Raw genomic sequence first — 26,476 nt, forward strand, 5'->3', positions numbered from 1 at the left:
CGCCATGGCCGCCACCTCCGTGACCGAACCCACCGCCCGCAGCGGCGTGTTCTGGACCTCCGTCACCGTCATCTACGCACTCGTCGTCCTGTTCCCGATCTTCTGGATGGCGACGATGATGGTCAAGCCGAACGAAGCCATGTTCGCGCGGCCGACACAGTGGCTGTTCACGCCCACGCTCGAGCACTTCACCTATGTGCTGGCACAGGGTTTCCACTGGCACCTGCTGACCTCCTTCGTGCTGTGCACGATCTCGACCGCGCTTGTCGTCATCATCGGAACGCCCGCGGCCTATGCCTTCGCCCGGTTCGAAATGCGGGCCAAGGATGATCTCTTCCTGTTCATCCTGGCCTCGCGCATGGCGCCGCCGGTGTGCCTCGTCATCCCGTTCTACCTGATCTTCGCCAAGGTCGGCCTGCTGGACACATTCCTCGGCCTCACGCTCGCCTACATGACGTTCAACCTCTCGTTCTACATCTGGGTGCTGCGCAGCTTCTGCCGCGACCTGCCGAAGGAACTGGAAGAGGCCGCCGCGCTGGAGGGCTGGTCCAAGCTGCAGATCTTCCGCCGCGTCGTGTTCCCGCTCCTGCGCAACGGCATCGTGGCCACCGCCGTGCTCTGCTTCATCTTCGCGTGGAACGAGTTCCTCTTCGCCTTCATGCTCGGCGGGCGAGGCGTCGAGACCCTGCCGGTGTCGATCCCGAAGCTCATCACCAGCCAGGGCGTGCGCTGGGGCGAGATGGCGGTGGTCGGAATGACGGCGCTGCTCCCGGTGCTTGCCGTCGTGTTCGTGCTGCAGCGCCACATCGTGCGCGGCCTCACTCTCGGCGCCGTGAAGGGATAGACGCCATGACCGACAGCCCCGTCACCCGGATCGCGCACAAGGACCCGAAGCTGCCGCCGCCGGTGGACCTTCCGGAAGGACCCGAATGGGTGGAGACGCTCGGCACGTTCGACGCCCAGATGGCGGAGACGCTCGTGCTGGCGGTTCGCACTCTCTACCCGCACGATGGCCTGCCGGACCGCGTCTACCGCCGCACCGTGCATGCCATCGACCGGCTGGCCACACGCGCCCCTGCCATGGCGCAGATCTTCGCCGAATTCGTGGACGGGGCCGACGGCGCGATGCCCTTGGCCTTCCGCGACCTTTCGGAAGGTTACCGGGTGGCGGTGCTCAAGGGCATGGAAGGCTCGATGGCGTTCCTTCTCGTCCAGCGCTCGGCGGTCCGGTTCCTCTACGATGACGTCGAGGTCTGGGAGGCCTTCGGCTACGAGGGCGCCTCCGTCCATCTCGGCGGCTACGTCCGCCGCGGCTTCGACGACCTCGACTGGCTGCCGCCGGTCCCCGCCGGCGTCTGACCGGCCTCCTTACCTGCAAGCACGGACGGACCATCATGGCACGCTATGAACTCGACGACGACGGCGTGGTCGTCATCATCGGCTCGGGCTCGGGCGGCGGCACGCTGGCGCATGAACTCACCCGGCGCGGCGTCGAGGTGGTGGTGCTGGAGGCGGGCAAGCATCTCACGGCAGACGACTTCGTCAACGACGAATGGGGCGGCTACGAGATGCTGTCCTGGCTGGACAAGCGCACATCCTCGGGCACCTGGCGCGTCGCCAAGGACCACGCGCTCTCGCCCAGCTGGCACTGCAAGGTGGTGGGCGGGACCAGCGTGCACTGGTCGGCCTGCTGCTACCGCCTCATCGAGGACGAGATGCGGGCGCGCAGCGTCTATGGCGACATCCCCGGCACCACGCTCATCGACTGGCCGATCACGCTCGACGAACTTGAGCCCTATTACGAACTGGCCGAGGCCAAGATGGGCGTGACGGGCACGAACGGCCTGCCGCCCCTGCCGCCCAACAACAACTTCAAGGTCATGTACTGGGGCGCCAAGAACCTGGGCCTCGAACAGGTCTCGACCGGCCGCCACGCCATCAACTCCGTGCCCTATGACGGCCGTCCCGCAACCATCCAGGACGGCTTCACCATCACGGGCGACAAGACGGGATCGCGCTGGTCGACGCTGAACGTGGAACTGCCGCGCGCCCTTGCCACCGGCAGGCTGGACCTGCGCCCGCAATGCCGCGCCATCCGCATCGAGCACGACGAGAATGGCCTCGCTTCCGCCGTCGTCTACGTGGACCCGCACGGCGTGATGCAGCGGCAGAGGGCGCGCGCCGTGGTGCTGGCCGGCAATTGCGTGGAGAGCCCGCGCATCCTGCTGAACTCGGCCACGGGCCGCTATCCCAACGGCCTCGCCAATGGCTGGGGCCATGTCGGGCGGCATTATCTGCGCCACCTCATCCAGACGGTGTGGTCGGTGTTCGACAAGCCGGTGAACATGCACCGGGGCGAGATCATGACCGGCCTCATCAAGGACTTCGCCCGGCACGATCCTTCGCGTGGCTTTGCCGGCGGCTATTACGTGGAGCTGAACTCCATGGGCCTGCCCACCACGGCCGCGCTTATGGAACCGGGCTGGTGGGGGCGCGACTTCGTGTCGGTCATCGAGCAATACGCCAACATGGCCGGCATCTTCATGACTGGCGAGGACATGCCGCAGGCGGACAACCGCGTCACGCTCACCGATGAACTGGACGAGTTCGGGGTCCCCGTCGCCAACATCCATTACGACGACCACGTCAACGATACCCGCATGCGCAGCCACGGCTACAAGACGCTGACGGCCATCCACAAGGCCGCCGGTGCACGGCGCTGCATCGAGGCACCGGCCTACCCGGCGAGCCACAATCTCGGCTCGAACCGCATGTCGGCGCGGCCCGAAGATGGGGTGGTGGACAGGCACGGCCGCACGCACGAGGTGCCGAACCTCTTCATCGCGGACGGCAGCGGCTTCGCGTCCGGCGGCGCCTGCAATCCGACGCTGACCATCGTGGCCCTCGCGATCCGGCAGGCCGAGTACATGGCCAACCGCATGGCAGCAGGAGGGCTTTGACCGAGGGGTTCACGGAGCCGACGCTCGGCTACTGGCAGGACCTGCATGGCGAGGTGCCGGCGGGCTTTTCCGCCACGCCGCCGCATCGTCATGGCTACCCCGTGCAGCTTCCGTCCGGCGCGGTTCTCGTTCTTCCCTTGCGGCAGTTGCCGGAGGGATCGCACGCCGTGGCCTCGCTGATCGCCAACCAGGCCTCGCACGGCGTTGTGCGCGCGCTTTCCATGCACATGGCGGATGCTGCGCGCCCGCTCGCGGCAGACATCGTGGTAGGTTTGCCGACGCTGGGCCTCGTCTTCGCGGCCCAGGTCGCGGAGGCACTCGGCCAGCCGCGCTTCGTGCCGCTCGGCTATTCCCGCAAGTTCTGGTACGCGGACGATCTGTCCGAGCCCGTGGCCTCCATCACCAGTCCGGAAGCCGGCAAGAGGCTGAGGCTAGACCCCAATCTTCTGCCGCTGATCAGGGGCCGGCGTGTTGTGGTGCTAGATGACGCGATCTCGACGGGACGCACCGCGCTTGCCGCGCTCAGGCTGCTGCGGCGTGCCGGCGCGGAGGTGGCCGGCGTCGTCGTCGCGATGAAGCAGTCGAACCGCTGGGAAATCCCGCTCTCTCGGGACGACGCTCCGGTGCCGGTGCGCGCGGTCTATGGCTGTCCCTTGTTCGAACGGCGGGAAGACGGCTGGTGGCCCTTGCCGGGAACCATGCCGCCCGTGCCCTAGACCGAGGCCGCGCGAATGGCCTCCCACACCCGGGCCGGCGTGAGCGGCATGTCCAAAGTCCTCACACCCAGCGGCGCCAGCGCGTCGATCACGGCGTTGACCAAGGCCGGGGGAGCGCCGATGGCACCGGCTTCGCCCGCACCCTTGATGCCGAGAGGATTGGTGGTGCACGGCACGTTCTGCGTCGAGACATCGAAGAAGGGCAGGTCGTCGGCGCGCGGCAGGCCGTAGTCCATGAAGCTGCCCGAGAGCAGTTGGCCGGTCTCTTCGTCATAGACCAGATGCTCGGTCATGGCCTGACCGATGCCCTGCGCGATGCCGCCATGGACCTGCCCGGCGAGGATGAGGGGGTTCAGCACGCGTCCGAAATCGTCCACCACCGTGAACCGCTCGATGTGGATGCGCCCGGTCTCGACCTCCACCGCGACCTCGCAGACATGGACCCCATTGGGGAAGGTGCCGGCCAGTTGCTCGAAGTCTCCGGTGCCTGAAATGCCGCCGGCATGGGCGGCCACGTCCAGCAAGGACAGGTGCCGGTTGGTGCCCGCCAGTCGGAACAACCCGTCCTCGAAGGCTAGATGTTCCGGCGGCGCATCCAGCATCCGGGCCGCGTGCGCGCACGCCTCGGAAATCGCGGCCTCGGCCGCCAGCTTCAGCGCACCGCCGCCATGCACCATGGTGCGCGAAGCGACGGTGCCGCCTGCGGAGGGCATCGGCTGCGTGGTGTCCCCCGTGCGGACCTGGATGTGCTGGGGCTCGACGCCCAGCTTCTCCGCCAGCATCTGGACATAGGTCGTCTCGTGCCCTTGGCCGGTGGACTGGGTGCCGACATGCAGCACGACCTTGCCATCCGCTCCGATCTCGACGACCGCGCCTTCCTTGCCGGGAACTCCGGTGCGCTCGACGTAATAGGCCATGCCGATGCCGCGCATGAGGCCATCGCCCGTGGCCGCTTTGCGTAGGCCGAAGCCGGACCAGTCCGCAGCTGCCATGCCGGCCCGCATCACGCTTTCGAAATCGCCGGAATCGTAGACGAGCCCCGTTGCCGTGGTGAAGGGCATTTCGCCCGCGCCGATCATGTTGCGGGCGCGCAGATCGTCCGGCGCGAGGCCGAGTTCGCGCGCCGCATGGTCCACGAGCCGCTCGATCAGATAGGTCGCTTCCGGCCTGCCCGCCCCGCGATAGGCGTCCATCGGCGCATTGTTGGTGTAGGCGATGCGGACATCGGTCGCGACGACCGGGATGCGGTAGACGCCGGGCGCCATCGGGGGGCCAGCCAGCGTCGGGCAATACACGCCGAAAGCCGATAGCGCGCCGCCGCAGCTTGCCTGCGTTTCGACCGTCAGCGCGGTGAAGCGGCCCTCGCGGTCGACGCCAAGGCGGGCAAGGGAGCGGTTGTCACGGCCTTGCGTGTCGCTGAGAAAGGCTTCGGCGCGACTGGATTGCCAGCGCACGGGACGGCCGAGCGCACGCGCGGCATAGAGAACCAGCGCCTGCTCCGGATAAGGCACTGCCTTCATGCCGAAGCCGCCACCGACATCGGGCGTGATGACGCGCAGCTTCTCCGGCGGGAGGCCGAACACCGCCTCGAAGAACCACGCCCGGAGCATATGGCTGCCCTGGCTGCCGGTGACGAGCGTGAAATCCCCGGTTTCCGCATCGTGCAAACCGATGGCGTTGCGGGGTTCGAGCGAACTGACGACGATCCGGTTGTTGACCAATGCCAGCGAGATCACGCGCTCGGAGGCGGCCAGCGCCGCGTCGGCGGCTTCGAGATCGCCGATGCTCCAGTGCAGCGCAAGATTGCCGGGCGCGTCCTCATAGAGCTGCGGGGCGCCGGGTGCGAACGCCGCATCCGGGACCACGACGGCCGGCAGCTCATCGACAACGATCTCCACGACCTCTGCCGCCTCTATCGCCGCCTGCGCGCTTTCCGCCACCACGAACGCCAGCGGTTCTCCAAGATAGCGCACCTTTCCGGTCGCAAGCAGCGGGCGGGGTGGCAAGGGCATGCGTCCGCCTTCGGCATGATCGAGCACGATGGTCACCGGCATTGTGCCAATTCCGTCTCGTGCGAGATCCTCCGCGGTAAAGACAGCCAGCACGCCCGGCATTGCGCGCGCTGCTTCGGCATCCACCCCTTTCAGAACACCATGCGCCACGCTCGACCGAGCCAGTGCGGCATAGGCTTCCCCCTCGAAGCGGTAGTCATCGGTGTAGTGGCCCTGCCCCGTAATGAACCGGATGTCTTCCACACGCCGGAATGGCTGCCCAACGCCGAACTTCATGCTGTGTCCTCCGCATCGCCTTATGCGAAATCCAGGCCAGCATGCCCCGCACGGCTGCAATGCGAAGTGATATGCGCATTGCCTTGAAGACGGGCACACTGGACGATGTTACGGCATTCTCCCGGAGATCGGAGCCATGTCCCGCCCGGGCGGGGCACGACAGAGGGATGGCATGCGGCTTGCAGTTTCAGGGGCGGGTTCCAAGAGCCGCCGGCTCTTCCTGCGCATAAGGACCGTTCCCGTGGACATGACAGGCCAGCAGCGCATCGAGGCGTCACGCGAGGACGTCTGGCGGGCCCTGAACGATCCGGATGTGCTGCGCCTTTGCATTCCCGGCTGCCAGGAGATCACAGCCCTGTCACCCACCGAGATGAAGGCGTCCGTCACCCTCAAGATCGGACCGATGAAGGCATCCTTTCTTGGGAATGTGACGCTGTCGGACATCGATGCGCCAAAGGGCTACCGTATCAGCGGGGAAGGCAAAGGCGGGGTGGCCGGCTACGCCAAAGGCGGCGCCCGCGTCTGGCTGGAGGAAGATGGCCGGGCGACGCTCCTGAACTACGAGGCGCAGGCCGATGTCGGGGGCAAAATCGCCCAACTCGGCGGGCGCCTGATCGACAGCACCGCACGCAAACTCGCGGCCGAGTTCTTCGGAAAATTCGGCGAAGTGGTCGCACCCGCGACTGCCGACGTGGCAGACATCATTCCTTGAATCCGATGCAGGACCGCATGATGTCCCCAATCAGCATGACCGTGAACGGCGTGCCCGTGTCGGCCGAGATCGACCCCCGTACCCTGCTCGTCCAGTTCCTACGGGATCATCTTCGGCTTACCGGCACGCATGTCGGCTGCGACACAAGCCAGTGCGGCGCCTGTCTGGTGCAGCTTGACGGCGCCGCGGTGAAGTCCTGCGCCGTTCTGGTGGTGCAGGCCTCCGGCCGAACGGTGACGACCATCGAAGGGCTGGCGGGGAGCGGAGCGCTGCATCCGATGCAGGAGGCCTTTCGGGAGCATCACGGGCTGCAATGTGGGTTCTGCACTCCGGGAATGATCATGGCCGGCCTCGACATGGTCCGCCGTCATGGCCCCTTTCTGGAGGCCGATCAGGTGCGAACCGAGCTGGAGGGCAATCTCTGCCGCTGCACCGGGTACCACAACATCGTCACGGCCATCATCGCCGGCGCCCGTGAGACGGCCATGCCGGCCACGCGGAGCTGAGCATGTTTGCGTTCACCTACCACAAGCCGGGAGACACAGGGCTCGCGGTGGAACTGGCAAGCCGCAACCCGGATGCGAAGTTCCTGGCCGGCGGGCAGACGCTGATACCGACCCTCAAGCAAAGGCTCGCTGCGCCCTCGGACCTCGTGGACCTGGGCGCGCTCGGTGATCTTCGGGGCATTTCGGTCTGCGACGAGGGTGTCCTCGTGGGCGCCATGACGCCGCATGAGGCTGTGGCATCCTCGCCTCTGATGAAAGCCCACATACCCGCTCTTGCGGACTTGGCCGGCCTGATCGGCGATCCGGCCGTCCGCCAGCTCGGGACCCTCGGCGGCTCTGTTGCCAACAGCGATCCCTCGGCAGATTACCCCGCCGCCTGCCTCGCGCTCGGTGCCACGGTGATCACGGACCGCCGTCGCATTGCAGCAGCCGATTTCTTCCTCGGCCTGTTCGAGACGGCTCTTGAGCCCTCCGAACTGATCACCGCGATTGTGTTTCCCGCTCCGCAAGGCGCCGCCTACACGAAGTTCCGCAATCCGGCTTCGCGCTACGCCATGGCCGGCGTCTTCATCGTGCGCGGCACGGAGGATGTGCGCGTTGCCGTCACCGGCGTCAGCGGCGATGGTGTGTTTCGCTGGCAGGAGGCCGAGGCGGCACTGGCGACCGACTTCAGCGAGGCTGCACTTGGCGATATCGTGCTTCCGGCAGAGGGCATGATCTCCGACATGCACGGCACCGGCGCTTACAGGGCGCATCTCGCAAGCGTGATGGCACGTCTGGCGGTGCGGCGGATGGGTGTATCGCCATGGCCTGAGCAACCCCTCTAGAGAGGACGGAAGATGAACCATGAACCCGCAGGAGCGATCCTCAGCGATGAGATCCTTCCCCCGCGCGCCTATTGGCACCGCCGCCTCGCAAGGGGCGAGGTGCTGCGCATCATCGACTTGGAAGGGTGCCAGGCGGTGGATACCCTGTTCTACGACGCGGAGCAGCCTTCGGCTCGCTACAATGCGCCAAACACGATGAAGCTTGCCGGCAGCGTCTATCTGTCCAAAGGCTGCGTGCTCTACGACAACCTTGCCGAACCGCTTGTGACGATGATCGAGGACACCGTCGGCCGGCACGATACCCTGGCTGGGGCCTGCAGCCGGGAGATCAACCAGATCCGCTACGGCCGGCCGGGCGATCTCAGCTGCCGGGACAACTTCATCTCGGCCCTGCGCGAACTCGGCATGGACGAGCGCGACATTCCGCCAAACGTCAACTTCTTCATGCACGTGCCGGTGGACGGAAGCGGTGGACTGACCATCGCCGACGGAATTTCAAAGCCGGGCGACTATGTCGATCTCCGCGCCGAGAAAGACGTGATCGTCGTGATCTCCAATTGTCCGCAGGAGTTGAACCCGTGCTGCGGCGGCAGCCCCTCGCCGATCCGCCTCACGGTCTGGCAACCCTGAGCCATCCCCGCGCCTTAACTGTTGGGTGCCGGCAGGTGCGGCCTTCTACGCGACATGATGATCTCGGCCAGTATCGCCGTGGCGATTTCCGCAGGCGACACCGCATCGATGTCCAGCCCTATCGGTGCACTGATGCGGCCGAGTTCTGCACTGTCGAAGCCAAGCAGGCGCAGGCGCTCCAGCCGGCTTGCATGGGTGCGGCGGCTTCCGAGCGCGCCGACATAGAAGCACCCGGCCCGCAAACCGGCGGCGAGAGGTAAATCGTCGATGCGCGGTTCATGCGAGAGCGCCGCGACGGCGGTGAAGCGATCAAGAGGACGATCGGCGAGGACACTCTCAGGCCATTCGGCGAGCACCTCCTGACCGGGGAACCGCTCCGAGGTCGCAAAGCCTTGCCGAGGATCGACCAAGGTAACCTCGAGCCCGACCAGCCTCGCCATCGGGACCAGGCTTTGCGCGATATGGACCGCGCCGACGATCATCAGCCTGGGCGGAGGATTCTGGATGTTCGCGAAGATCCCGCCTTCGACGTCCTTGAGGAGCATCGAGCGGCCGGAGAGGAAGAGGGGCGCAAGCACCTGGCCCATGGCGTCGTCGGCAAGCTCGTCCTCCCGCACCACGCGCGATGAGCCGGTATCGAGTTCGGTGACGAGCGCTACGGCAAGGCGCTCACGGCGGGCTTTCGCCACCGCCTCCAGCACATCGCGGCGCATCAGGTCACCGGATCGATGAAGATGCGGATGCTCCCGCCGCACGACAGGCCGGAGCGCCAGGCGGTTTCATCCGCGACGCCGAATTCAACCATTCGCGGTTGCCCGCTCGCGATCACGTCGGCTGCCTCTGCCACGACATCGCCTTCCACGCAGCCCCCCGACACCGAGCCTTCAAAATTGCCGTCGGCATCGATGACGAGGTGGCTGCCAACTGGCCGCGGTGCCGAGCCCCAGGTCTCGATGACGGTGGCGATGGCAACAGCCCGCCCGGAGGCCAACCATGACCCGGCCGTCAAAAGCACATCATCCGCAGACCCGCTCATGAAAACACTCCTGCACCGACATCGCCCCGTCAGCGTAAAGGCCCTGCCTCCATCTATCCAGCACTGACCGTGCCAGCCGAACGGAAGCCGCCTGCGGCTACGATGCCCAATCTGTAATCAGGCACGTGGGCTGGCCGCACCATTTCCGCAGCCGATGCCGGCCTCCGATCAGCGATGCTTGCCTTAGGGACGGGCAACTCAACAACGGCATCCACGCGTCCGAACTCGGGTGGCACACCGATTGCATAAGGAAATGCGAATAACACTTCGTTATTTTCCTAGCCTGAGGCCCGGTCAATGCTGCCCGTCTCCGACACCAAGTTTGCGGCGTGCCGATGAGCTCGCAGAACCCGGCATCGTCGCCATGGGACCGCTGGGCCAGCCTTGGCCAGGCGGAACGGGATGCCGCCTACAACAACAACGCGGCCGTGGCCGACAGCCCGGCACTGATCGAGGCGCGGAATGCCGCCTCGGCCATCTGGCGGAATGCGCATCCTCAAGGGCTCGACGTAGCCTACGGACATGGGGAGCGCACGGCGTTCGATCTTTATCCCGCCGCCGACCCCTCAGCGCCGTGCCTCGTCTTCATCCATGGCGGCTACTGGCAGAAAAACTCTCGCGAGAACTTCGCAGCCTATGCGGAAGGGCTGGCGCGCTCGGGCTGGTCCGTCGCCATGCCCAGCCACACACTGGCGCCTGAGGCCAGCCTCACCCAGATCGCCGCCGAGATCCGCGAGGCGCTCGACTGGCTCGCCTCCTCAGGCCCGGCCAATGGCATCTCCGGGCCCCTGGTGCTGTCAGGCTGGTCGGCCGGCGCCCAGCTTGCGGCCCTGCATCTGGACCATCCGGCTGTCACAGCCGGCCTTGCGATCTCCGGCGTCTACGAGCTCGCGCCCCTGCGCGACACGTTCCTGAACCAGGCCCTGCGCCTGACCGACGACGAGATTGCCACGCTCTCGCCGCTGCGCCGTCCGGTCTGCCTCAAGCCGATGGCCATTGCCTATGGCTGCGACGAACTGCCGGCTCTCGTGCACGACTCGCTTCGCCTTCACCAGCTCCGCGAACAGGCAAGCGCACCCGGCGCCCTCATCGCCCTGCCCGGTGCCGACCACTTCACCGTGCTCGACCAGTTCCGCACCCTCGACGGAGTGCTGGTGCGCGCCGCCAAGGAAGTCCTGGCCCTCGCTCGCAAGGGAAAAGCGGCGGCCTGACCGCTGCCGCGCGAGCAACCACGGATCACACACACCGCCTACTGGAGACCCGGATGACCACTTCAAAAATTGTCTGCACGACTGCTTTGGCCCTCCTGATGCTTGGAGGCACCGCCTTCGCGCAGGATGTGATCAAGATTGGCGTCAACCAGCCGCTGACCGGGCCGTTCGCGGCGTCCGGAGCCTATGTTGTGAACGGCGCGCGCATTGCGGCGGACGAGATCAACGCCAAGGGTGGCGTGCTCGGCAAGCAGATCCAATTGATAGTGGAGGACAACAAGTCCAACCCGACAGAGGCCGCGGCGGTCGCCGAGAAGCTCATCACCAGCGACAAGACGCCCGTATTGCTCGGAGCCTGGGGCTCCAGCCTGACACTGGCGGTCATGCCGAAGCTGGAAGAATACGAGGTGCCGATGCTGGTCGAAACCTCCTCCTCCGGCAAGATCACCACCTCCGGCAACCCATTCGTCTTCCGCATCTCGCCGCCCTCCGCCCTCGAGGCCGAGTCCTTTGCACCGATGATCGAGAAGATCGGCGTGAAGAAGGTCGACTTCCTGGTCATCAACAATGACTGGGGACGCGGCGCCGCCGCCGACTTTGGCAAGCTGCTGAAGGAGAAGGGAGTCGAGGTCGGCCTGACGGAGACCATGGATGCGTCCGCGCAGGACATGAGCGCCCAGCTGGCCAAGATCAAAAGCACCGATGCCGACACCATCATGATCACGGCGGCGGTGGACCAGCTGACGCTCGTGTTCAAGCAGATGGCCTCCATGGGCCTCAAGAAGCGCGTCATCACCACGGGCGGCTCGCAGAACCCGGATCAGCTGATCGCCCAGGCCGGCGCGGCGACCGAAGGCACGATGCACCTCACGACCTTCCTGCCCTGGGTGCCTACCGCTACACCCGATCCGAAGGCCACCGAGTACTTCATCAGCGAGTGGAACAAGCGCGGCTATCCCTTCGCCGGCACCACCGAGAGCTTCCGTGGCTATGACGGAATCCGCGCCATCGCGGCGGCCATCGAACAGGGCGGCTCGGCCGAGCCCGCGGCCATCAAGGAGGGTTTCTGGAAAGTCGACATGATGGGTCTGAACGGCCCGATCAAGTTCCAGAAGTCCGGACCGGCAGGCAGCGAAAGCGGCCAGAGCAAGCCGCAGGTCTACCTGATCAAGATCGCCGACGGGAAGGTCGGCGAGGTCAAGCTCTGAGCTAGAGCCCTGCACGGGTGGAACGGGCCCCGGCCGCTTCCACCCGGCTGGCACGCTCTCTGCACACCACCCCAGTTCGGCCGACGCGCCGGAAGAAGATCGTTCCGATACGGAGCCGGCAACTTGGATCAGTTTCTACAGCATGGCGTGAACACGCTGGTTCTCGGCGGCGCCTATGCGCTTCTGGGTATCGGCCTCACCCTGATCTTCGGGATCATGAACGTCGTCAACTTCACGCATGGCGCGCTCTACACCTTCGGCGCCTACCTGATGTACCTGGCCTGCGCAGCGTTGGGCCTCAACTTCTTCCTCTCGCTTCCGGTTGCGATCCTGGGCGGGCTGATGCTCGGCGCCGTCATCGAGGTCCTGCTGCTGCGGCCGCTGCGCAAAGCGGACATCGATACCACGATGCTGGTGATGATCGGCGCCGGCATCATCCTTCAGTCCAGCACGCTGTGGATCTTCGGGGGCGTGGCCAAGGCCATCCCGTCGCCGTTTCCGGACGCGCCCGTCCAGCTCGGCCCCGTCTCCCTCTCGTGGATGCGCCTGTTCGTCTTCTTCGCGGCCGGTGCCCTCATCGCCACGGCCTATGCCCTGATCAATCTGACCAGGCTCGGCCGCGCCATGCGCTCCACCTTCCAGGATCCCGACACGGCGGCGCTGATGGGCGTGAATGTGAAATTCATCTACACCGCGACCTTCGCGCTGGGCTCCAGCCTTGCCGCGGCGGCCGGCGCGCTGCTCGGCCCGGTCTATGTGGTCGTGCCGCAAATGGGGGATCTCGCCTCGGTCAAGGCGTTCGCCATCGTCATCCTGGGCGGGCTGGGCAATGTCGCGGGCGCAACCATCGGCGGCTTCATCCTTGCTTTCGCGGAGGAGTTCGGCGCCGGCTACATCTCGTCCGGCTACCGCGACGCCATGGGCTTCATCATCATCATAGCCGTCCTTCTCATGAAGCCGACCGGCCTTTTCGCCCGTGCGGAGCGCATCGGATGAGCCGCTATTTCCCGCCCCTCCTCCTCGTGATCCTCGTCCTGCTCCCGCTCTTCGTGAAGGATCCCTATCTGCTGAACGCGCTGATCACAGGCGGCATATTCACGATAGGCGCGATCAGCCTCAATCTGCTGCTCGGCTTCACGGGGCAACTCAGCCTCGGTCACATCGCCTTCTTCGGCATCGGCGCCTATGCCAGCGCGCTGACCTCGCTCGGTTTCGATGTCGGCCTGTTCGGCGGTGTGCGTGTCGTGCACGAGGCGTGGCCGCCGCTGGTGGGCTTCGTGGTTGCCGTTGTTCTGGCGGGCGCGTGCGGCTTCATCGTTGGCCGGCTCTCTTTCCGGGTGCGCGGCGCGTATTTCGTGATTGTGACGATCGCCTTCGCGGAAGTCGTGCGGCTCGTTGCTCTGAACTGGATAGAGCTCACCCAAGGTCCGCTGGCGCTTACCTCCATCCCCCAGATGCGGCTCGGACTACCCTTCGGCGGCGAGACGGTGCTGCGCACCAAGGCGCAGAACTTCTACCTGATGCTGGCGGTCGCCACGTTGTGTTACCTGGTCGTGGCACGGCTTGTCTCCGGGCGCTTCGGCAGGGCCATGCGGGGCCTTAAGGAGAATGAGCCGCTCGCAATGTCGGTAGGCATCGACGTCACGCGCACCCTCACCATCACCGCCACCATCTCGGCCGCCATGGCCGGCGCCGCGGGCAGCCTCTACGCCCATTACTTCCGCATCATCGATCCGGACGTGTTCCTGTTCACCTACACGGTGACCATGATCATCATGGTCGTCAGCGGCGGAAAAGGAACGCTGGCCGGTCCGCTGATCGGTGGGGTCATCTTCAGCATCCTGCCTGTCACCCTGAGGCCCTATATGGCGCCTGAGGCACAGTGGATCGTCTATGGCGCGGTGTTGATCCTCATCCTGTTCCTGACGCCCAAGGGCCTCGCGCCCTATGTCGACGAATGGTTCGCGCGCCGCCGCGCCAACCGGCTCCCCGCACCGTCCATCGATGCCCGCGCGGAGGCCCGCACATGAGCGCCGCGCCCATCCTCACCGTCAATCATGTCGAGATGCGCTTTGGCGGACTGCGCGCCATCGCCGACCTGCATTTCGATGTTGCCGAGGGCGAGATCCTCAGCCTGATCGGCCCAAACGGCGCCGGCAAGACGACGGCCTTCAACATCATCACCGGCTATCTCAAGCCCACCAGCGGAGAGGTCTGCTTCCGGGGGACCAACCTTGCGGGGCTGTCGCCGAACCGCGTCAGCCGCCTTGGCCTGGCGCGGACCTTCCAGCGCACCTCCGTGTTCGCCAACGACACGGTGTTCGACAACGTCATGCTGGCCCTTCACGGGGCGGCGCATGGCGCAGGCGTGCTGGACGCTCTGTTCAACCTGCCGCGCGAGCGCCGCGGCGAGGCCCGCAGGCGTGAGCGCACTGCGGAAATCCTGGACCAGCTTGGCCTGACGTCACGCGCCTATGCCCCTGCGGGGTCGCTTTCCTATGGCGAGCAGCGGCTCGTCGGCGTTGCGCTGGCCCTTGCGACCGATCCGACCATGCTGCTGCTGGACGAGCCGGTCTCGGGGATGAACGCCTCCGAGACGCATAACTTCGTGCGCCTCATCCGCGCCATCCGTGACGCGGGCACCACGATCCTGCTGGTCGAGCACGACATGCCGATGGTCATGGCGGTGTCGGACCGCATCGTCTGCCTCAACCACGGCCAGCTCATCGCGAATGCACCCCCGGCAGAGATCCGCACCAATCCGGCGGTCATCGAGGCCTATCTCGGCAAGAGCGCCGCTACCACCCGGATCGAGGAGGAACTGGCCCATGCTTGAGATCCGCGATCTGCAGTGTGCCTATGGCGCGGTCTCCGCCCTCAAGGGCATCACGATGCATGTGGGAGAGGGCCAACTCGTGGCACTCGTCGGCGCAAACGGTGCCGGTAAATCCACCACGCTTCGGGCGGTGTCCGGCCTTGCCCCGAAGGTTGGGGGCAGCATCCTGTTCTGCGGTGAGGACATCACCGGGCTCGATCCGGCGAAGGTGCTGGACCGGGGCATTTCGCATTGTCCCGAGGGCCGCCGCGTCTTCCCGTACATGACCGTGGCCGACAACCTCATCATGGGCGCGTATCTGCGCCGCGACCAGGCAGGTGTCCGGCAGGATCTGGACAAGGTCTACTCGGACTTCCCGCGCCTGAAGGAACGGCGCACACAGGCCGCCGGCACCCTCTCCGGCGGCGAGCAACAAATGCTGGCGATCGGCCGGGCGCTCATGTCGCGACCGAAGCTCATCCTGTTCGACGAGCCATCGCTGGGCCTTGCGCCCACCATCGTCGAGCAGATCCTTTCGATGATCCGCAGCATCTGCGATGCCGGCACCACCGTGCTGCTGGTGGAGCAGAACGCCTTCGCCGCGCTGGAACTCTGCGACCATGCCTTCCTGCTCGAGACGGGGCGCATGGTGAAGGAGGGAAGCGGGCGGGAGCTTATCGCGGATCCCCATATCCGGGCGGCCTATCTCGGCGGCTGATCCGGCCGCTGGGATCGCGAGACCCGCTTGCCCGCGAAGCGCCCGCCTGCTGCCTAGATTGTCAGCAGGCGGTCTTCGTTGTCCTCCTGCCGGGCCGCGACCACCCGTGTCATCAGTCCGACGAGTTGCTTCTGCTCGGCGGGAGAAAGCGGCGTCAGCGTATCCTGATGGGCGCGCTTTACCTGCGCCGCGGCCTCTCCCAGAAAGGCCAGCCCCGCGGCCGTGATGCGCGACACCTGACGGCGGCGGTCGGTCGGCGCGGCAGTACGTTCGACCAGACCACGCGCGGCGAGGCGCTTCAGGATGCCGGTGGTGGTCGTTCGGTCGAGGTAGACGGCCTGGGCGATTGCGGTCTGGTCGGCAGGCCCCTGCATTTCCAGCGCCGACAGCACGCTGTACTGGAGCGGGGTGATCTGGAACTCGGCAAGAAGGTCCATGAAGAGCCCGACATGAATCTGGTGCATGCGCCGGATCAGGAAACCTGGCCGCTCGCCGATCGACCATGCCTCGTCCGCCATGACGCTCCCCTGTGCGGGCGCGCCGGTGCCGCGTCCGTCCCCGTCCATCGCCGCCTGCTCACTGCTCGCCATGTCTCGCATAACTCCGCACACCTGTCTGGATCGCCCGGGTGGCACAGGCTATGCATACCTAAATACGAAGCACGCTTCGCATCAGCGATGCACGCTCCGGCACAATTTGACGAGGTACGATAATGGCTGACGTTTCGCGATATGACACGCTGCTGCGCGGCGGCCGCGTCATCTGCCCAGCGTCCGGCGTGGACGGCATCAAGGATGTTGCCATCCGCGACGGGCGGATCGCCGCCGTGGAAGACACGATCATCCCCACCAGCGCCACCGATGTGATCGACGTGTCCGGCAAGCTGGTCCTGCCGGGCATGATCGATACGCACGGCCACATCTACCAGTACGTGACGGGGCGTTTCGGCCTGAACCCCGATATGGTGGGCGTTCGCTCGGGCGTCACGACAGTGGTCGATCAGGGCGGCCCCTCCTGCATGACGCTGCCCGGCTTCCGGCACTACATCGCGGAAAAGGCCGACACCCGCGTCTACGCCTTCCTCTCCGCCTATCTCGTGGGAGGGCTTGAGGGGCACTTCTACCCTAATCTCTACAGCCCCGAAGGCGTGGACGTGGACGCGACGGTGAAGTCCGCCACCGAGAACAAGGATCTCGTGCGCGGTATCAAGGGCCATGCCGAGATCGGCGGCTTCGCGCGCTGGGGCATCAAGGTCATGGAGATGGCAGCCCAGATCAGCCGCCGCTCGCAACTGCCCCTCTACGTGCATTTCGGCCAACTCTGGGGCCTTCCCGAAAGCGGGGCGAATGGCGAGGACGCCAACACCATCATGGAGCGCGTGATCCCGCTGCTGCAGCCGGGCGACGTGCTGGCTCATCCGTTCACCCGCCATCCCGGCGGCTTCATCAACGAAGAGGGCGTGGTCCATCCCATCATCCGGGCGGCGATGGACGCAGGCCTGCGCGTGGATGTCGGCCATGGAAGCCACTTCTCCTACCGCGTGGCGCGCGCTTCGCTTCCGGCCGGCGTCATCCCCTACACGCTCGGCGCGGACATGCACGGCTACAACACGGAAGTCCCGCAGCCCGCCGGCACGCCAGACGAGCACCACGACGACGAGAACCACCCCTTCCTCGGCCAGGCGCGCTTCAGCCTGACCCAGGCCATGAGTTCCATGATGGCGCTCGGGATCCCGCTCGAGGATGTGGTGCCGATGGTCACCAAGAACCCCGCCGAGATGCTCGGCCTGTCCGACCGCATCGGCGCGCTGAAGCCCGGTTACGCGGCCGACGTGTCGGTGCTCCATGACGACCGTGGCCGTTTCCTGCTGCGCGACAACGAAGACACGCGGGTGATCGCCGATCGCCTGCTGCGCCCGGCCTTCTGCCTGCGCAACGGCAAGCGCTTCGACGCGGACTCGCCGATCCTGCCGCACGCGGTTGCCGCCTGATCATCGACAGCCGGGGCGTTTGCGCCCCGGCTTCCCCTGAAATGACCGCGTCCCCACCCGCCCACGATCCCGACGCCCTGCACTGGGTCGAGGCCTGCACGGTCGAGGCGCTGGAACGGCGATCGCTGATCGGTGTCTTTATCGGCGGGGAACATCTGGTCGTGGCGCAGAGCGACGGGGCCATCCACGCCGCCGAACGCAAATGCCCGCACGAGAGCGCCGACCTTGCCAAGGGACGCTGCAGCGGTGGACGGCTGATGTGCCCGCGGCACCTGGCCTGGTTCGATCTGAAGACAGGTAACGTGCCCGGCTGGGACGTGCGGTCGCTGCGCATCTTTCCGACCCGTGTCAGCGATGCCCGCGTGTTCGTCGGCCTGCCAGGCGTGCCGAAAGCACCCAGACCGCCCGAGCCGTTCTGACCCGGTCTAGCCGCGACCGCCGGGCAGGAGCTTGCGGATCAGGGACCACATGGTCTGGAGCATGAAACCTATGCCCCCGATGGGCGCGGAAGCCTGCACCTCGCGCCCTTCGGCCGCTTCGGCCAGATTGGCGGCAAAGCGCTCCAGCAACCGGTCCACGATGTCGGCCACCACCGCCGGGCGGCCGAACTGGGAGAGCGGGCCGGTGAGCTTATAGGCGATCTCGACCGCAACGCGTGATGAGGCGGCATCCACCGCCTCCGCCGTAAAGCTGATCGCCCCATCGGCCCGGGATCGGCTGACCGGATCGCCGCCGCTGCCGATCACGCGTCCCGTGCGCTGCACAGCGTTGTAGTCCACCTTGGCGCGGCCCCGGAACGTCGCGCGCATCGGGCCGATGGCAACGAGGAACGCGCCCGTCACGATGCCCGCCGGATCCTGCTCCTCTATGCTGGCACCGGGCAGGCAGCGTGCAACCGTATCGATGTCCTGGATGGTCGACCAAAGCCGATCCACGGGGACGGCGACGGGGATTTTGCGGTGGAGGGTCACCGGATTGTCCAGCGTGTCGGGCAGCGGCGGGAGGCTCCCGTTCACCGACTTTGCCGGCGCGTTCGGCTCGACGGCCCGGAACGCAGGCGCAGCAGCACTTCCGGCCTCCACCGGTGGGCGCGTAATCGGGCGAACCGAAGGCTCCGGCGCGCCCTCGTCCAGCACGCTGCGGATGGCAGCCACGATGCCTGAATAGCCGGTGCAGCGGCACAGATTGCCGGCAAGTTCCTCCCGCACCCGCGTATCGTCGGCGTCCGGCAGGCGGGTGACGATGTCGTAGGCGGTGGCAAGGAAGCCCGGCGTGCAGTAGCCGCATTGCAATGCGTGATGGCGGGTGAACGCACTTCGCAATGCGCTCATCACGGGATCATCGCCAAAGCTTTCCACGGTGCGCACCTCCGCGCCCGAGCAAGTGGCGGCAAAGGTGATGCAGGAGCGCGTCGGCCGCCCGTCCACAAGCATGGTGCAGGCACCGCAGACGCCGTGCTCGCAGCCGATATGCGTGCCGGTGAGGTTGAGGTTCTCGCGCACGAAGTCCGCGAGATGCAGGCGGGGTTCAACGGCCTGGCTGACCCGCTCGCCGTTGACCTTCATGGTGACGGTGTTCATCGCGCTATCCGTTGTTGCGATCATCGGCCATGGCGATGGCGCGACCGACCGCCGCCACATGGAGGGCCTGAGACTGCGCGGAGAGGCCGGGCGCGGCTTCGGTCACCGCTTCAGCGATACCAAGCCGACCGGCCAGCACCGCCTCCGGGTCTCGCAGCAAAGCGGGAGGACGCTCGATCGCTCCCACAAGTATCCGCGTCTCGGTGCGCTCGGGATCGATCAGGACGGCGGCGCTCGCCATCGCGAACTCGCCGACCTTGCGGCAATACTTCCAGTAGGCCCACCGCGCCGCAGCGCTTCGCTTGCGCACGCGGACATGCGTGATGATCTCGCCCGGTTCCAGCACGGTCGAGAACGAGCCGCTGAAGAACCCCGTCAGCGGAACGGTGCGCTCGCCGCCCACCGACCGCAGCACCACCGACGCATCAAGCGCGGTGAGAACATTGACCCAGTCCGCAGCCGGATCGGCATGGGCAAGGCTGCCGCCGAGCGTGCCCCGGTTGCGCACCGCGCGATAAGCGATGCGCCGAGCGGCGGCCGCCATCCAGCCGGGCGTCGCGTCCGGTAGCGCCCCATCCTCGATCTCGGCGTGGGTGATGGCCGCGCCATAGAGGATGGCATCGCCCTCGTCGCGGCATTCGCGCAGGGCCGCAATGCGGGAGATATCGACCGCCAATGACGGTCGTGCGAGCCGCAGATTGAGCATGGGTCCGATGGATTGCGTGCCGGAGATTGGTTTGGCCTCGTCGCCACCGCCGGCAAGAGCCGCAAGCGCGGATGCAACATCGCCTGCCTGCAGCAGATCGAACGCGACCGGCTTCACGGCTGCACCGCCAGTTCCGGCGCGGCCGCCGCACGTGCTTCGGCGAGCGCCGCCAGGATGCGGCCCGGCGTCAGCGGCACCTCGGCCACGAAGGCGCCGGTGTCCTTGAGCGCGTCGTTCACCGCATTGGTGATGGCCGCCGGCGGGCCGATCGCGCCGCTCTCGCCGATGCCCTTCTGGCCGAAGCGGCTGATGGGCGACGGCGTCTCCATGTGATCGATGCGGATCGGTGGGATCTCGGATGCACCGGGCAGGTGATAATCGGCGAAGGTCGCAGACATCGGCTGGCCGGCAACGTCGTAGCGCATTTCTTCGTAGAGCGCCGTGCCGATCCCCTGCGCCGCACCGCCATGGACCTGACCGTCCACGATCATGGGGTTCACCATGACGCCGGCATCCTCGACGATGAGGTAGTCGAGGATCTCGACATCCCCCAGTTCCGGATCAACCGCGACGACGACAGCATGGCAGGCATAGGAGAAAGTACCGGTGTCGCGCACCGTCTTGTAGCCCTGCGTCACCTCAAGCCCTGCGGGATCCACGTCCGGCGGCAGGTCCTGCGGCCGCAGATACCAAAGGCCGGCGATCTCCTTCAGGCTGACACAGCGTTCGCCGGCCCAGGCCGCACCATCGCGCAGTTCCACCTCGTCCGGGGCCGCTTGCATCACGGAGGCCGCAATGGCGCGCATCCGTTCGCCCAGCTTGTCGCAGGCGGCGGCGACTGCACCTCCGGCCATGACCATGCAGCGCGAGCCCCATGTTCCCGTGGAGTATGGCGTCAGCGCCGTGTCGCCGTGCACCACCTTCACGCGTCGCGGTTCGATGCCGAGGATCTCGTTCGAGACCTGCGCCAATGTCGTTTCCAGCCCCTGCCCGTGACTTTGGATGCCGACCCGCACCTCCAATCCGCCATCGGGCGTCAGCCGCACGGTCGCCTGCTCGAAGCCCGGCACCATGGGGATGCCCCACCCCGCATAGACGGAGGTGCCATGAGCGCCCTGCTCGCAGAACACGGAGAAGCCGACGCCGATGCGCCGTCCGTCCGGCTCGCCCAGCGCCTGCCGTGCCCGGACGGCAGGCAGGTCGATCGCCTGCACCGCGCGGTCGAGGCATTCCACGTAATCGCCGCTGTCGAAGATCTTGTTGGTGATGTTGGTGAAAGGCATCGCCTCCGGCGGCACCAGATTACGGCGGCGGAATTCGCTCGGCTCCATCCCGATCTTCCGGGCCAGTTCGTCGAGCATCACCTCCAGCGCAAAGCACACGCCGGTCCGCGCCACGCCCCTGTAAGGCAGGATTGCCGGCTTGTTCGAGCACACCGACCAGGTGCGGCAGCGATAACCGTCGAAGCGGTACGGACCCGGCAGGATGCTCGCAACCTGCGCGGCTTCGAGGCAGGCCGAGAACGGGTAGATCGAATACGCACCGGAATCGACGATGGCCTCGCATTCCACGGCGAGCAGGCGGCCGTCGTTCGCGGCGTAGCCGGTGATCTCGTAATGGTGCTCACGGCAGTTCGAATTGCCGATCAGGTGCTCGCGCCTGTCCTCGATCCAGCGCACCGGACGGCGCAGATGCATTGCGAGCCAGGCAAGGCACACCTCCTCGCCCAGCAGGATGCCCTTGTAGCCGAAGCCGCCGCCCACATCGGGCGCCACGACGCGCACCTGCCCCTGCTCCAGCCCCAGGCATTCCGCCAGGCCGTTGCGCACGATGTGGGGCATCTGGGTGGAGGTGTAGACGACGATCTGCTCGGCCTGGTTATCCCAGTAGGCGACGACACCGCGCCCTTCCATCGGCGCCATGCTCTGGCGCGAGGTGCGCAGGGTCTTGTGGACCGACACGTCAGCCGCGGCCTTCGCCGCCTCGAAGTTAATGTCGACAGAGGTCTCGAGGAACACGTTCTCGGACCAGTGCTCGTGAACCAGGGGCTGATCCGGATCGCGAGCCCGAGTCATGTCCACGACCGCCGGAAGTTCCTCGATGTCGAGAAAGACCTGCTCGGCCAAGTCCTCCGCCTCGGCCCGCGTGTCGGCAAGGCAGGCCGCGAGCGGCTCGCCCACATGGCGCACCTTATCATGCGCGAGGATCGGCTGGATGGAACTGCGGAATCCCTGCAGCCCGGAATCGGCGCGGATGCCGGCTACGCCGGCAAGATCGGCGTGAACGAAGACCCGGCCCTCGGTGTCCGCCGGCTTTTCCACGCTGAGCACCCGCCCGTGAGCAACGGGGCTGCGGACAAAGGCGACATCGAGCATGCCGGGCAAGCGGATGTCGCCGATGAACCGGCCGCGTCCCGTCAGGAGACGATCATCCTCCAGGCGGAGAAGCGCGGCCCCAACGCCGCTCGCGGTGCGCCCTTGTCCCTGCATGTCTCGGCTGCCGCCCCTTGACCCGGATGATTGCGAAGCGTTGTTCGCTTCACCTAAACACCACACCCGGGGGCGTGGATGCAAATCAACCCCACGGCCGATTCAATGATGTTATCGATGATGTTCGAAATATGTGCGGGGTGCACACCAAGAAGACATCACATGCCGCAAGAGCAGGCATTAGCCGGCGACACTTCGATTACCTCAGATGCTTGCCACGTTGATCTCGGTGAACGGCTGCGGACTCCGCTGAACCGTCCCACAGCAAGACCGGAAGCAAGCACAGGACCGACTTCCCCCCCAAAGATACCAGCCGGAGTAGTCGAGGCGGCCCGTCATGCCTCGGCCATCAAGCGAGCATTGCCCCCTGCCGCCGTTGTGTTGATGCTGGTCGACAATTCGTTGACCAACCATTCCGGGCAGTAGTTTTCCGTCCCGGCAGCAAGTCCGGCCGAACTGGCGGCCTGGGTGACGACGAGAGGCCCCTCCCGCTCCGCGATCTCTCCCTGCACGGCATCCAGAGGATGATCGTCGTCCACCTCCAGAAGGGCTGCGGAGATGTCGGGCAGTTCGCCAGCGCGGGCAACGGTGCGGATGACCTGCCGAGCCGCCGCCGGAAGCTCCTCAAGGGCGGAAGCCATCGTCTCACGGCCCTCCACGAGCCACCCGGTATTGCCGGTTGCGAGCAGAGCACCGCACTGGACCCGGAAGCCGAGCGGCGTCAACGGGCGCACAAGCACATCGCCCCGAGGCAGGACGGAATAGATGTTCTGTTCGCCCACGGGCCCGGCGAGGTCCTGCTGCGCGTGGAGTGGGGTATCCTGAGCGAGTTCTGCCACCGCGCGCGCCTCGGCTGCGAAGCCACGGGCCTTCAACCAGTCTACATAGGCGAGGACGCGATCAGGAGCTTGCCCGCATAGCAGGGGCCGCCCCGAGGATCGCACGAGCCGCCGCAGGTAGAGCGGCCCGCCCGCCTTGGGACCGGTGCCGGACAGCCCATGGCCACCGAACGGCTGAACACCGACGACTGCTCCGACCATGTTCCTGTTCACGTAGACATTGCCGGCGTGAACCCTCTCCCGGACGCGTTCGACCATGCTGTCCAGACGCGTATGCACGCCGAAGGTCAGGCCATAGCCCGTGGCGTTGATCGCCTGGATCAGGTCGTCCAACGCTTCGCGGCGGTAGCGCACCACATGCAGAACGGGACCGAAGACTTCGTTGCGGAGCTGATCGACACGTTCGATTTCGATGATGGTGGGCGCTACGAAGATACCCTGTTCGTTTTCGACCGACCGATCGGCGCGGGTGACCTTGCAGCCCATCGCCGCCATGCGAGCGACATGGTGCTCGATGCTCTCCTTCGCCTCGGGGCTGATGACGGGCCCGACATCCGTGCGAAGCTGGTCAGGATTGCCCACGCGCAGTTCGTGCAACGCGCCCTTGAGCATGGTCAGCGTCCGGTCGGCGATCTCCTCCTGAAGGCAAAGCACGCGGAGTGCCGAGCAGCGCTGGCCGGCGCTGTCGAAGGCGGACATCAGCACGTCGGCCACCACCTGCTCCGTCAGTGCGGATGAATCAACGATCATGGCGTTCTGTCCACCCGTCTCCGCGATGAGCGGGATCGGCGGACCGGCAGCAGGGGCACGCTCCGCAAGCGTGCGGGCGATAAGGCGTGCGACCTCGGTCGAGCCGGTAAACATCACACCATCAACCCGGCGATCGGCCACAAGAGCTGCGCCCGTCCGGCCGTCGCCCGGCAGGAAGTGCAGCGTCTTGGGCGCCACGCCGGCCCGCAGCAGCAGGCGCACGGCCATGGCGGCGACCAGCGGCGTTTCCTCCGCGGGTTTTGCGATCACCGCGTTCCCGGCGGCGAGCGCGGCAGCCACCTGCCCCGTGAAGATGGCGAGCGGGAAATTCCACGGGCTGATGCACACCACCGTGCCCAGGGGCACGGCCACACCTGCACGTCGTGCCTCGGCGGCGTAGAACCGCAGGAAGTCCACGGCTTCACGCACTTCCGCGACGGCATTGGCCACGCTCTTGCCGGCCTCGCGCACCAGAAGGTGGATGAAGCGCGAGTGCTCCTCCTCGTACAGTTCCGCCGCGCTTTCCAGACGTGCCGCGCGCTCATGAGGCGTCAGCGCCGCCCATGTCGCGCTGCCGGCATGTGCCGCAGCGAGCGCCTTCTCCACCACCGCAGCATCCGGCTCACGGACAGTGCCGACATGCTCCTGCCGATCAGATGGATTGTGGACAGCGCGCGCGGCGCCTCCCTCCTCCATGCCGTTCACGATCGGAGCCGCGCCCGCTGCACCAGCACCTGCATGCCGGCGCAGTTGATCGGCCAGTGCGGCAAGCGTCGGCTCATCGGACAGATCCACACCCGTGGAGTTGACCCGGCCCGGCGCGAAGAGATCGCGCGGGGCCTTGAGCTGCGGGTTCGGCGCACCGCGCGGGTTGATCGCTGACGCGAGAGCGGCGGGATCGCGGGCAAGTTCATCGGGGGAGACGTCCTCGTCGGCGATGCGGTTGACGAAGGAGGAATTCGCGCCGTTCTCCAGCAGCCGACGCACGAGATAGGCCAGCAGCGTCTCGTGCGTGCCGACGGGTGCGTAGATGCGGCATGGGCGGTCCAGTCCGGCGCGTCCCACCACTTCGCCGTAAAGCGGTTCCCCCATGCCGTGCAGGCACTGGAACTCGTACTGTCCCGGCTGAAAGTCCGGCCCGGCAAGCTCCAGCACGGTCGCCAGCGTGCGGGCATTGTGGGTTGCGAACTGCGGGAAGACGGCGTCTGGCGCAGCGAGAAGCTTCCGGGCACAGGCGATGTAGGCAATGTCCGTGTAGACCTTCCGCGTATAGACCGGGAAGTCGGCGAGCCCATCGACCTGCGCGCGCTTGATCTCGCTGTCCCAATAGGCGCCCTTGACCAGCCGCACCATGATGCGGTGCCGGGTGCGGCGGCCAAGATCGACAAGCCAGTCGATGACCGCCGGGCATCGCTTGCCGTAAGCCTGCACGACGAAGCCGATGCCGTCCCAAGCTTCCAGTTCCGGCGCGGCGCACAGCGCTTCCAGCACATCTAGCGAGATCTCCAGCCTGTCGGCCTCCTCCGCGTCGATGTTCAGGCCGATGTCGAAGCGTCGAGCCAGCACCGCCAGCGAAAGCACGCGGGGGATCAGCTCGCCCCGCACCCGCTCCATCTGAGCGCGCTGGTAACGCGGGTGGAGCGCTGAGAGCTTGATCGAGATGCCGTTGCGCTCGATGGGTCCGCTGCCGCGCGCCGCCCGCCCGATGGCATGGATCGCCTCGACATAATCCTGGTAGTAGCGCTCGGCATCGGCCGCCGTCATCGCCGCCTCGCCCAGCATGTCGTAGGAATAGCGGAAGCCCCGCTTTTCCAGGGCCGCGCTGTTGGCAAGCGCCTCCTCGATGGTCTGGCCCCGCACGAACTGCGTGCCGAGGCGGCGGATCGCGAAGTCGAGAGCGGCGCGGATGGCCGGCTCGCCGGCGCGGCTGACCACTGCGTTGAGCGCGGAGCCGAGCACCCCCTCATCGGGCGCCTGGAGAAGACGCCCCGTCAGCACCAGCCCCCAGGTTGCGGCGTTGACGAACAGCGAACGGTCCCGTCCGAGATGCGCCTCCCAGCGGCCGGCCGCGACCTTGTCGCGGATGAGTTCGTCCCGGGTCGCGATGTCGGGAATGCGAAGCAGCGCCTCGGCGAGGCACATCAGCGCGAGCCCCTCGTCGCTCGACAGCGAGTATTCCTGCATCAGCGCGGCCACGGAACCGGAGGTCTTCGCCCTCATCTTCCCGACAAGGTCCACCGTGGTGGCGAAGACCCGCGCTTCCGCCTCGGGCGATAACGTCGCCTGCGACACCAGCGGCGGCACGCAATCCGGCTCGGGCACGCGGTAGGCGGAGCTGATGCGCTCGCGCAATTCGCCTCCACAGAGCGGTTCGACAACGCGGCTGAAGGAGGAGGAAGACGAATTCAGGTTGGCGCTCATGACATGGTCTCGTTGCAGGACCAGAATGAACCCCTTCCTCGCGAAATTAAATCTGGAGAAATCGAGGCCACGCC

The 26,476-nt window shown here is 66.5% G+C and carries 24 protein-coding genes; 16 read left to right on the top strand and 8 right to left on the bottom strand.

Annotated elements, in window-relative coordinates:
* Positions 1-4 precede the first annotated feature (4 nt).
* The 4 genes from SCD90_RS09105 to SCD90_RS09120 are packed head-to-tail and all read left to right on the top strand — an operon-like array spanning position 5 to position 3,676.
* Entirely contained in the window at positions 5-844 is an 840-nt protein-coding gene (locus tag SCD90_RS09105) for a carbohydrate ABC transporter permease (RefSeq protein ID WP_319844344.1), read from the top strand.
* A gap of 5 nt (positions 845-849) precedes the next feature.
* Positions 850-1,359: a hypothetical protein gene (locus SCD90_RS09110; protein ID WP_319844345.1), complete on the top strand. Its 510-nt coding sequence runs from the start codon at positions 850-852 to the stop codon at positions 1,357-1,359.
* A 35-nt stretch (positions 1,360-1,394) separates the two neighbouring features.
* Positions 1,395-2,960 carry a GMC family oxidoreductase gene (locus tag SCD90_RS09115; RefSeq protein WP_319844346.1) on the top strand — a complete coding sequence of 522 codons (1,566 nt, stop codon included), beginning with the start codon at positions 1,395-1,397 and terminating at the stop codon, positions 2,958-2,960.
* The gene (locus tag SCD90_RS09120; RefSeq protein ID WP_319844347.1) at positions 2,957-3,676 is read left to right on the top strand and encodes a phosphoribosyltransferase; all 720 of its coding nucleotides are present in this window, start codon (positions 2,957-2,959) and stop codon (positions 3,674-3,676) included. Before SCD90_RS09115 ends, SCD90_RS09120 begins: the two co-directional genes overlap by 4 nt.
* Here SCD90_RS09120 and SCD90_RS09125 read toward each other — a convergent pair.
* Positions 3,673-5,964 carry a xanthine dehydrogenase family protein molybdopterin-binding subunit gene (locus SCD90_RS09125; RefSeq protein ID WP_319844348.1) on the bottom strand — a complete coding sequence of 764 codons (2,292 nt, stop codon included), beginning with the start codon at positions 5,962-5,964 and terminating at the stop codon, positions 3,673-3,675. The genes SCD90_RS09120 and SCD90_RS09125 overlap by 4 nt on opposite strands.
* 172 nt (positions 5,965-6,136) lie before the next feature.
* Between SCD90_RS09125 and SCD90_RS09130 the strand changes: the two genes are divergently transcribed.
* Genes SCD90_RS09130 through SCD90_RS09145 form a run of 4 tightly spaced genes read left to right on the top strand, consistent with a single transcriptional unit; the run spans position 6,137 to position 8,639 of the window.
* Positions 6,137-6,676: an SRPBCC family protein gene (locus SCD90_RS09130; protein WP_319844349.1), complete on the top strand. Its 540-nt coding sequence runs from the start codon at positions 6,137-6,139 to the stop codon at positions 6,674-6,676.
* 20 nt (positions 6,677-6,696) lie between these two features.
* Positions 6,697-7,182, top strand: a complete 486-nt coding sequence (locus SCD90_RS09135) for a (2Fe-2S)-binding protein (RefSeq protein ID WP_319844406.1) — start codon at positions 6,697-6,699, stop codon at positions 7,180-7,182.
* Positions 7,183-7,184: 2 nt separating this feature from the next.
* A complete protein-coding gene (locus tag SCD90_RS09140; RefSeq protein ID WP_319844350.1) occupies positions 7,185-8,009 on the top strand; it encodes an FAD binding domain-containing protein in 825 nt (274 codons plus the stop codon).
* 12 nt (positions 8,010-8,021) lie between these two features.
* Positions 8,022-8,639, top strand: coding sequence for a DUF1989 domain-containing protein (locus SCD90_RS09145; RefSeq protein WP_319844351.1), 618 nt, complete (start codon positions 8,022-8,024; stop codon positions 8,637-8,639).
* A gap of 14 nt (positions 8,640-8,653) precedes the next feature.
* On the opposite strand, the gene SCD90_RS09150 is transcribed toward SCD90_RS09145, so the two are convergent.
* Positions 8,654-9,352, bottom strand: a complete 699-nt coding sequence (locus SCD90_RS09150) for an XdhC family protein (RefSeq protein WP_319844352.1) — start codon at positions 9,350-9,352, stop codon at positions 8,654-8,656.
* On the bottom strand, positions 9,352-9,675 hold the full coding sequence (locus tag SCD90_RS09155; RefSeq protein ID WP_319844353.1) for an XdhC family protein: 324 nt from the start codon (positions 9,673-9,675) through the stop codon (positions 9,352-9,354). The genes SCD90_RS09150 and SCD90_RS09155 overlap by 1 nt, the downstream gene beginning before the upstream one ends.
* A gap of 335 nt (positions 9,676-10,010) precedes the next feature.
* Here SCD90_RS09155 and SCD90_RS09160 point away from each other — a divergent pair, with 335 nt between their 5' ends.
* The 6 genes from SCD90_RS09160 to SCD90_RS09185 all read left to right on the top strand — a co-directional run bounded on the left by SCD90_RS09160 (position 10,011) and on the right by SCD90_RS09185 (position 15,627).
* Positions 10,011-10,886, top strand: a complete 876-nt coding sequence (locus SCD90_RS09160) for an alpha/beta hydrolase (RefSeq protein ID WP_319844354.1) — start codon at positions 10,011-10,013, stop codon at positions 10,884-10,886.
* Positions 10,887-10,939: 53 nt separating this feature from the next.
* Positions 10,940-12,094 carry an ABC transporter substrate-binding protein gene (locus tag SCD90_RS09165; protein ID WP_425265669.1) on the top strand — a complete coding sequence of 385 codons (1,155 nt, stop codon included), beginning with the start codon at positions 10,940-10,942 and terminating at the stop codon, positions 12,092-12,094.
* Positions 12,095-12,217: 123 nt separating this feature from the next.
* Positions 12,218-13,090, top strand: a complete 873-nt coding sequence (locus SCD90_RS09170) for a branched-chain amino acid ABC transporter permease (protein WP_319844355.1) — start codon at positions 12,218-12,220, stop codon at positions 13,088-13,090.
* A complete protein-coding gene (locus SCD90_RS09175; protein WP_319844356.1) occupies positions 13,087-14,124 on the top strand; it encodes a branched-chain amino acid ABC transporter permease in 1,038 nt (345 codons plus the stop codon). Before SCD90_RS09170 ends, SCD90_RS09175 begins: the two co-directional genes overlap by 4 nt.
* Complete coding sequence (locus SCD90_RS09180; protein ID WP_319844357.1) at positions 14,121-14,930, top strand: ABC transporter ATP-binding protein; 810 nt, start codon at positions 14,121-14,123, stop codon at positions 14,928-14,930. The genes SCD90_RS09175 and SCD90_RS09180 overlap by 4 nt, the downstream gene beginning before the upstream one ends.
* Positions 14,923-15,627, top strand: a complete 705-nt coding sequence (locus SCD90_RS09185) for an ABC transporter ATP-binding protein (RefSeq protein WP_319844358.1) — start codon at positions 14,923-14,925, stop codon at positions 15,625-15,627. Before SCD90_RS09180 ends, SCD90_RS09185 begins: the two co-directional genes overlap by 8 nt.
* A 53-nt stretch (positions 15,628-15,680) precedes the next feature.
* Here SCD90_RS09185 and SCD90_RS09190 read toward each other — a convergent pair whose 3' ends face one another.
* The gene (locus tag SCD90_RS09190; protein WP_319844359.1) at positions 15,681-16,217 is read right to left on the bottom strand and encodes a MarR family winged helix-turn-helix transcriptional regulator; all 537 of its coding nucleotides are present in this window, start codon (positions 16,215-16,217) and stop codon (positions 15,681-15,683) included.
* A 122-nt stretch (positions 16,218-16,339) separates the two neighbouring features.
* Between SCD90_RS09190 and SCD90_RS09195 the strand changes: the two genes are divergently transcribed.
* Together SCD90_RS09195 and SCD90_RS09200 are read left to right on the top strand one after the other, a co-directional pair.
* Complete coding sequence (locus SCD90_RS09195; protein ID WP_319844360.1) at positions 16,340-17,617, top strand: amidohydrolase/deacetylase family metallohydrolase; 1,278 nt, start codon at positions 16,340-16,342, stop codon at positions 17,615-17,617.
* A gap of 41 nt (positions 17,618-17,658) precedes the next feature.
* On the top strand, positions 17,659-18,036 hold the full coding sequence (locus tag SCD90_RS09200; RefSeq protein ID WP_319844361.1) for a Rieske (2Fe-2S) protein: 378 nt from the start codon (positions 17,659-17,661) through the stop codon (positions 18,034-18,036).
* Between the two features lie 6 nt (positions 18,037-18,042).
* Here SCD90_RS09200 and SCD90_RS09205 read toward each other — a convergent pair whose 3' ends face one another.
* From SCD90_RS09205 to putA, 4 genes are all read right to left on the bottom strand, one after another.
* On the bottom strand, positions 18,043-19,197 hold the full coding sequence (locus SCD90_RS09205; protein WP_319844362.1) for a xanthine dehydrogenase family Fe-S subunit: 1,155 nt from the start codon (positions 19,195-19,197) through the stop codon (positions 18,043-18,045).
* A 4-nt stretch (positions 19,198-19,201) separates the two neighbouring features.
* On the bottom strand, positions 19,202-20,020 hold the full coding sequence (locus SCD90_RS09210; protein WP_319844363.1) for an FAD binding domain-containing protein: 819 nt from the start codon (positions 20,018-20,020) through the stop codon (positions 19,202-19,204).
* Positions 20,017-22,392, bottom strand: coding sequence for a xanthine dehydrogenase family protein molybdopterin-binding subunit (locus SCD90_RS09215; RefSeq protein ID WP_319844364.1), 2,376 nt, complete (start codon positions 22,390-22,392; stop codon positions 20,017-20,019). Before SCD90_RS09215 ends, SCD90_RS09210 begins: the two co-directional genes overlap by 4 nt.
* A gap of 335 nt (positions 22,393-22,727) precedes the next feature.
* The gene (gene putA / locus SCD90_RS09220; protein ID WP_319844365.1) at positions 22,728-26,402 is read right to left on the bottom strand and encodes a bifunctional proline dehydrogenase/L-glutamate gamma-semialdehyde dehydrogenase PutA; all 3,675 of its coding nucleotides are present in this window, start codon (positions 26,400-26,402) and stop codon (positions 22,728-22,730) included.
* Positions 26,403-26,476 lie beyond the last annotated feature (74 nt).

Origin of the sequence: Terrihabitans rhizophilus, assembly GCF_033898525.1 — a bacterium.
GTDB lineage: Bacteria > Pseudomonadota > Alphaproteobacteria > Rhizobiales > Methylopilaceae > Flaviflagellibacter > Flaviflagellibacter rhizophilus.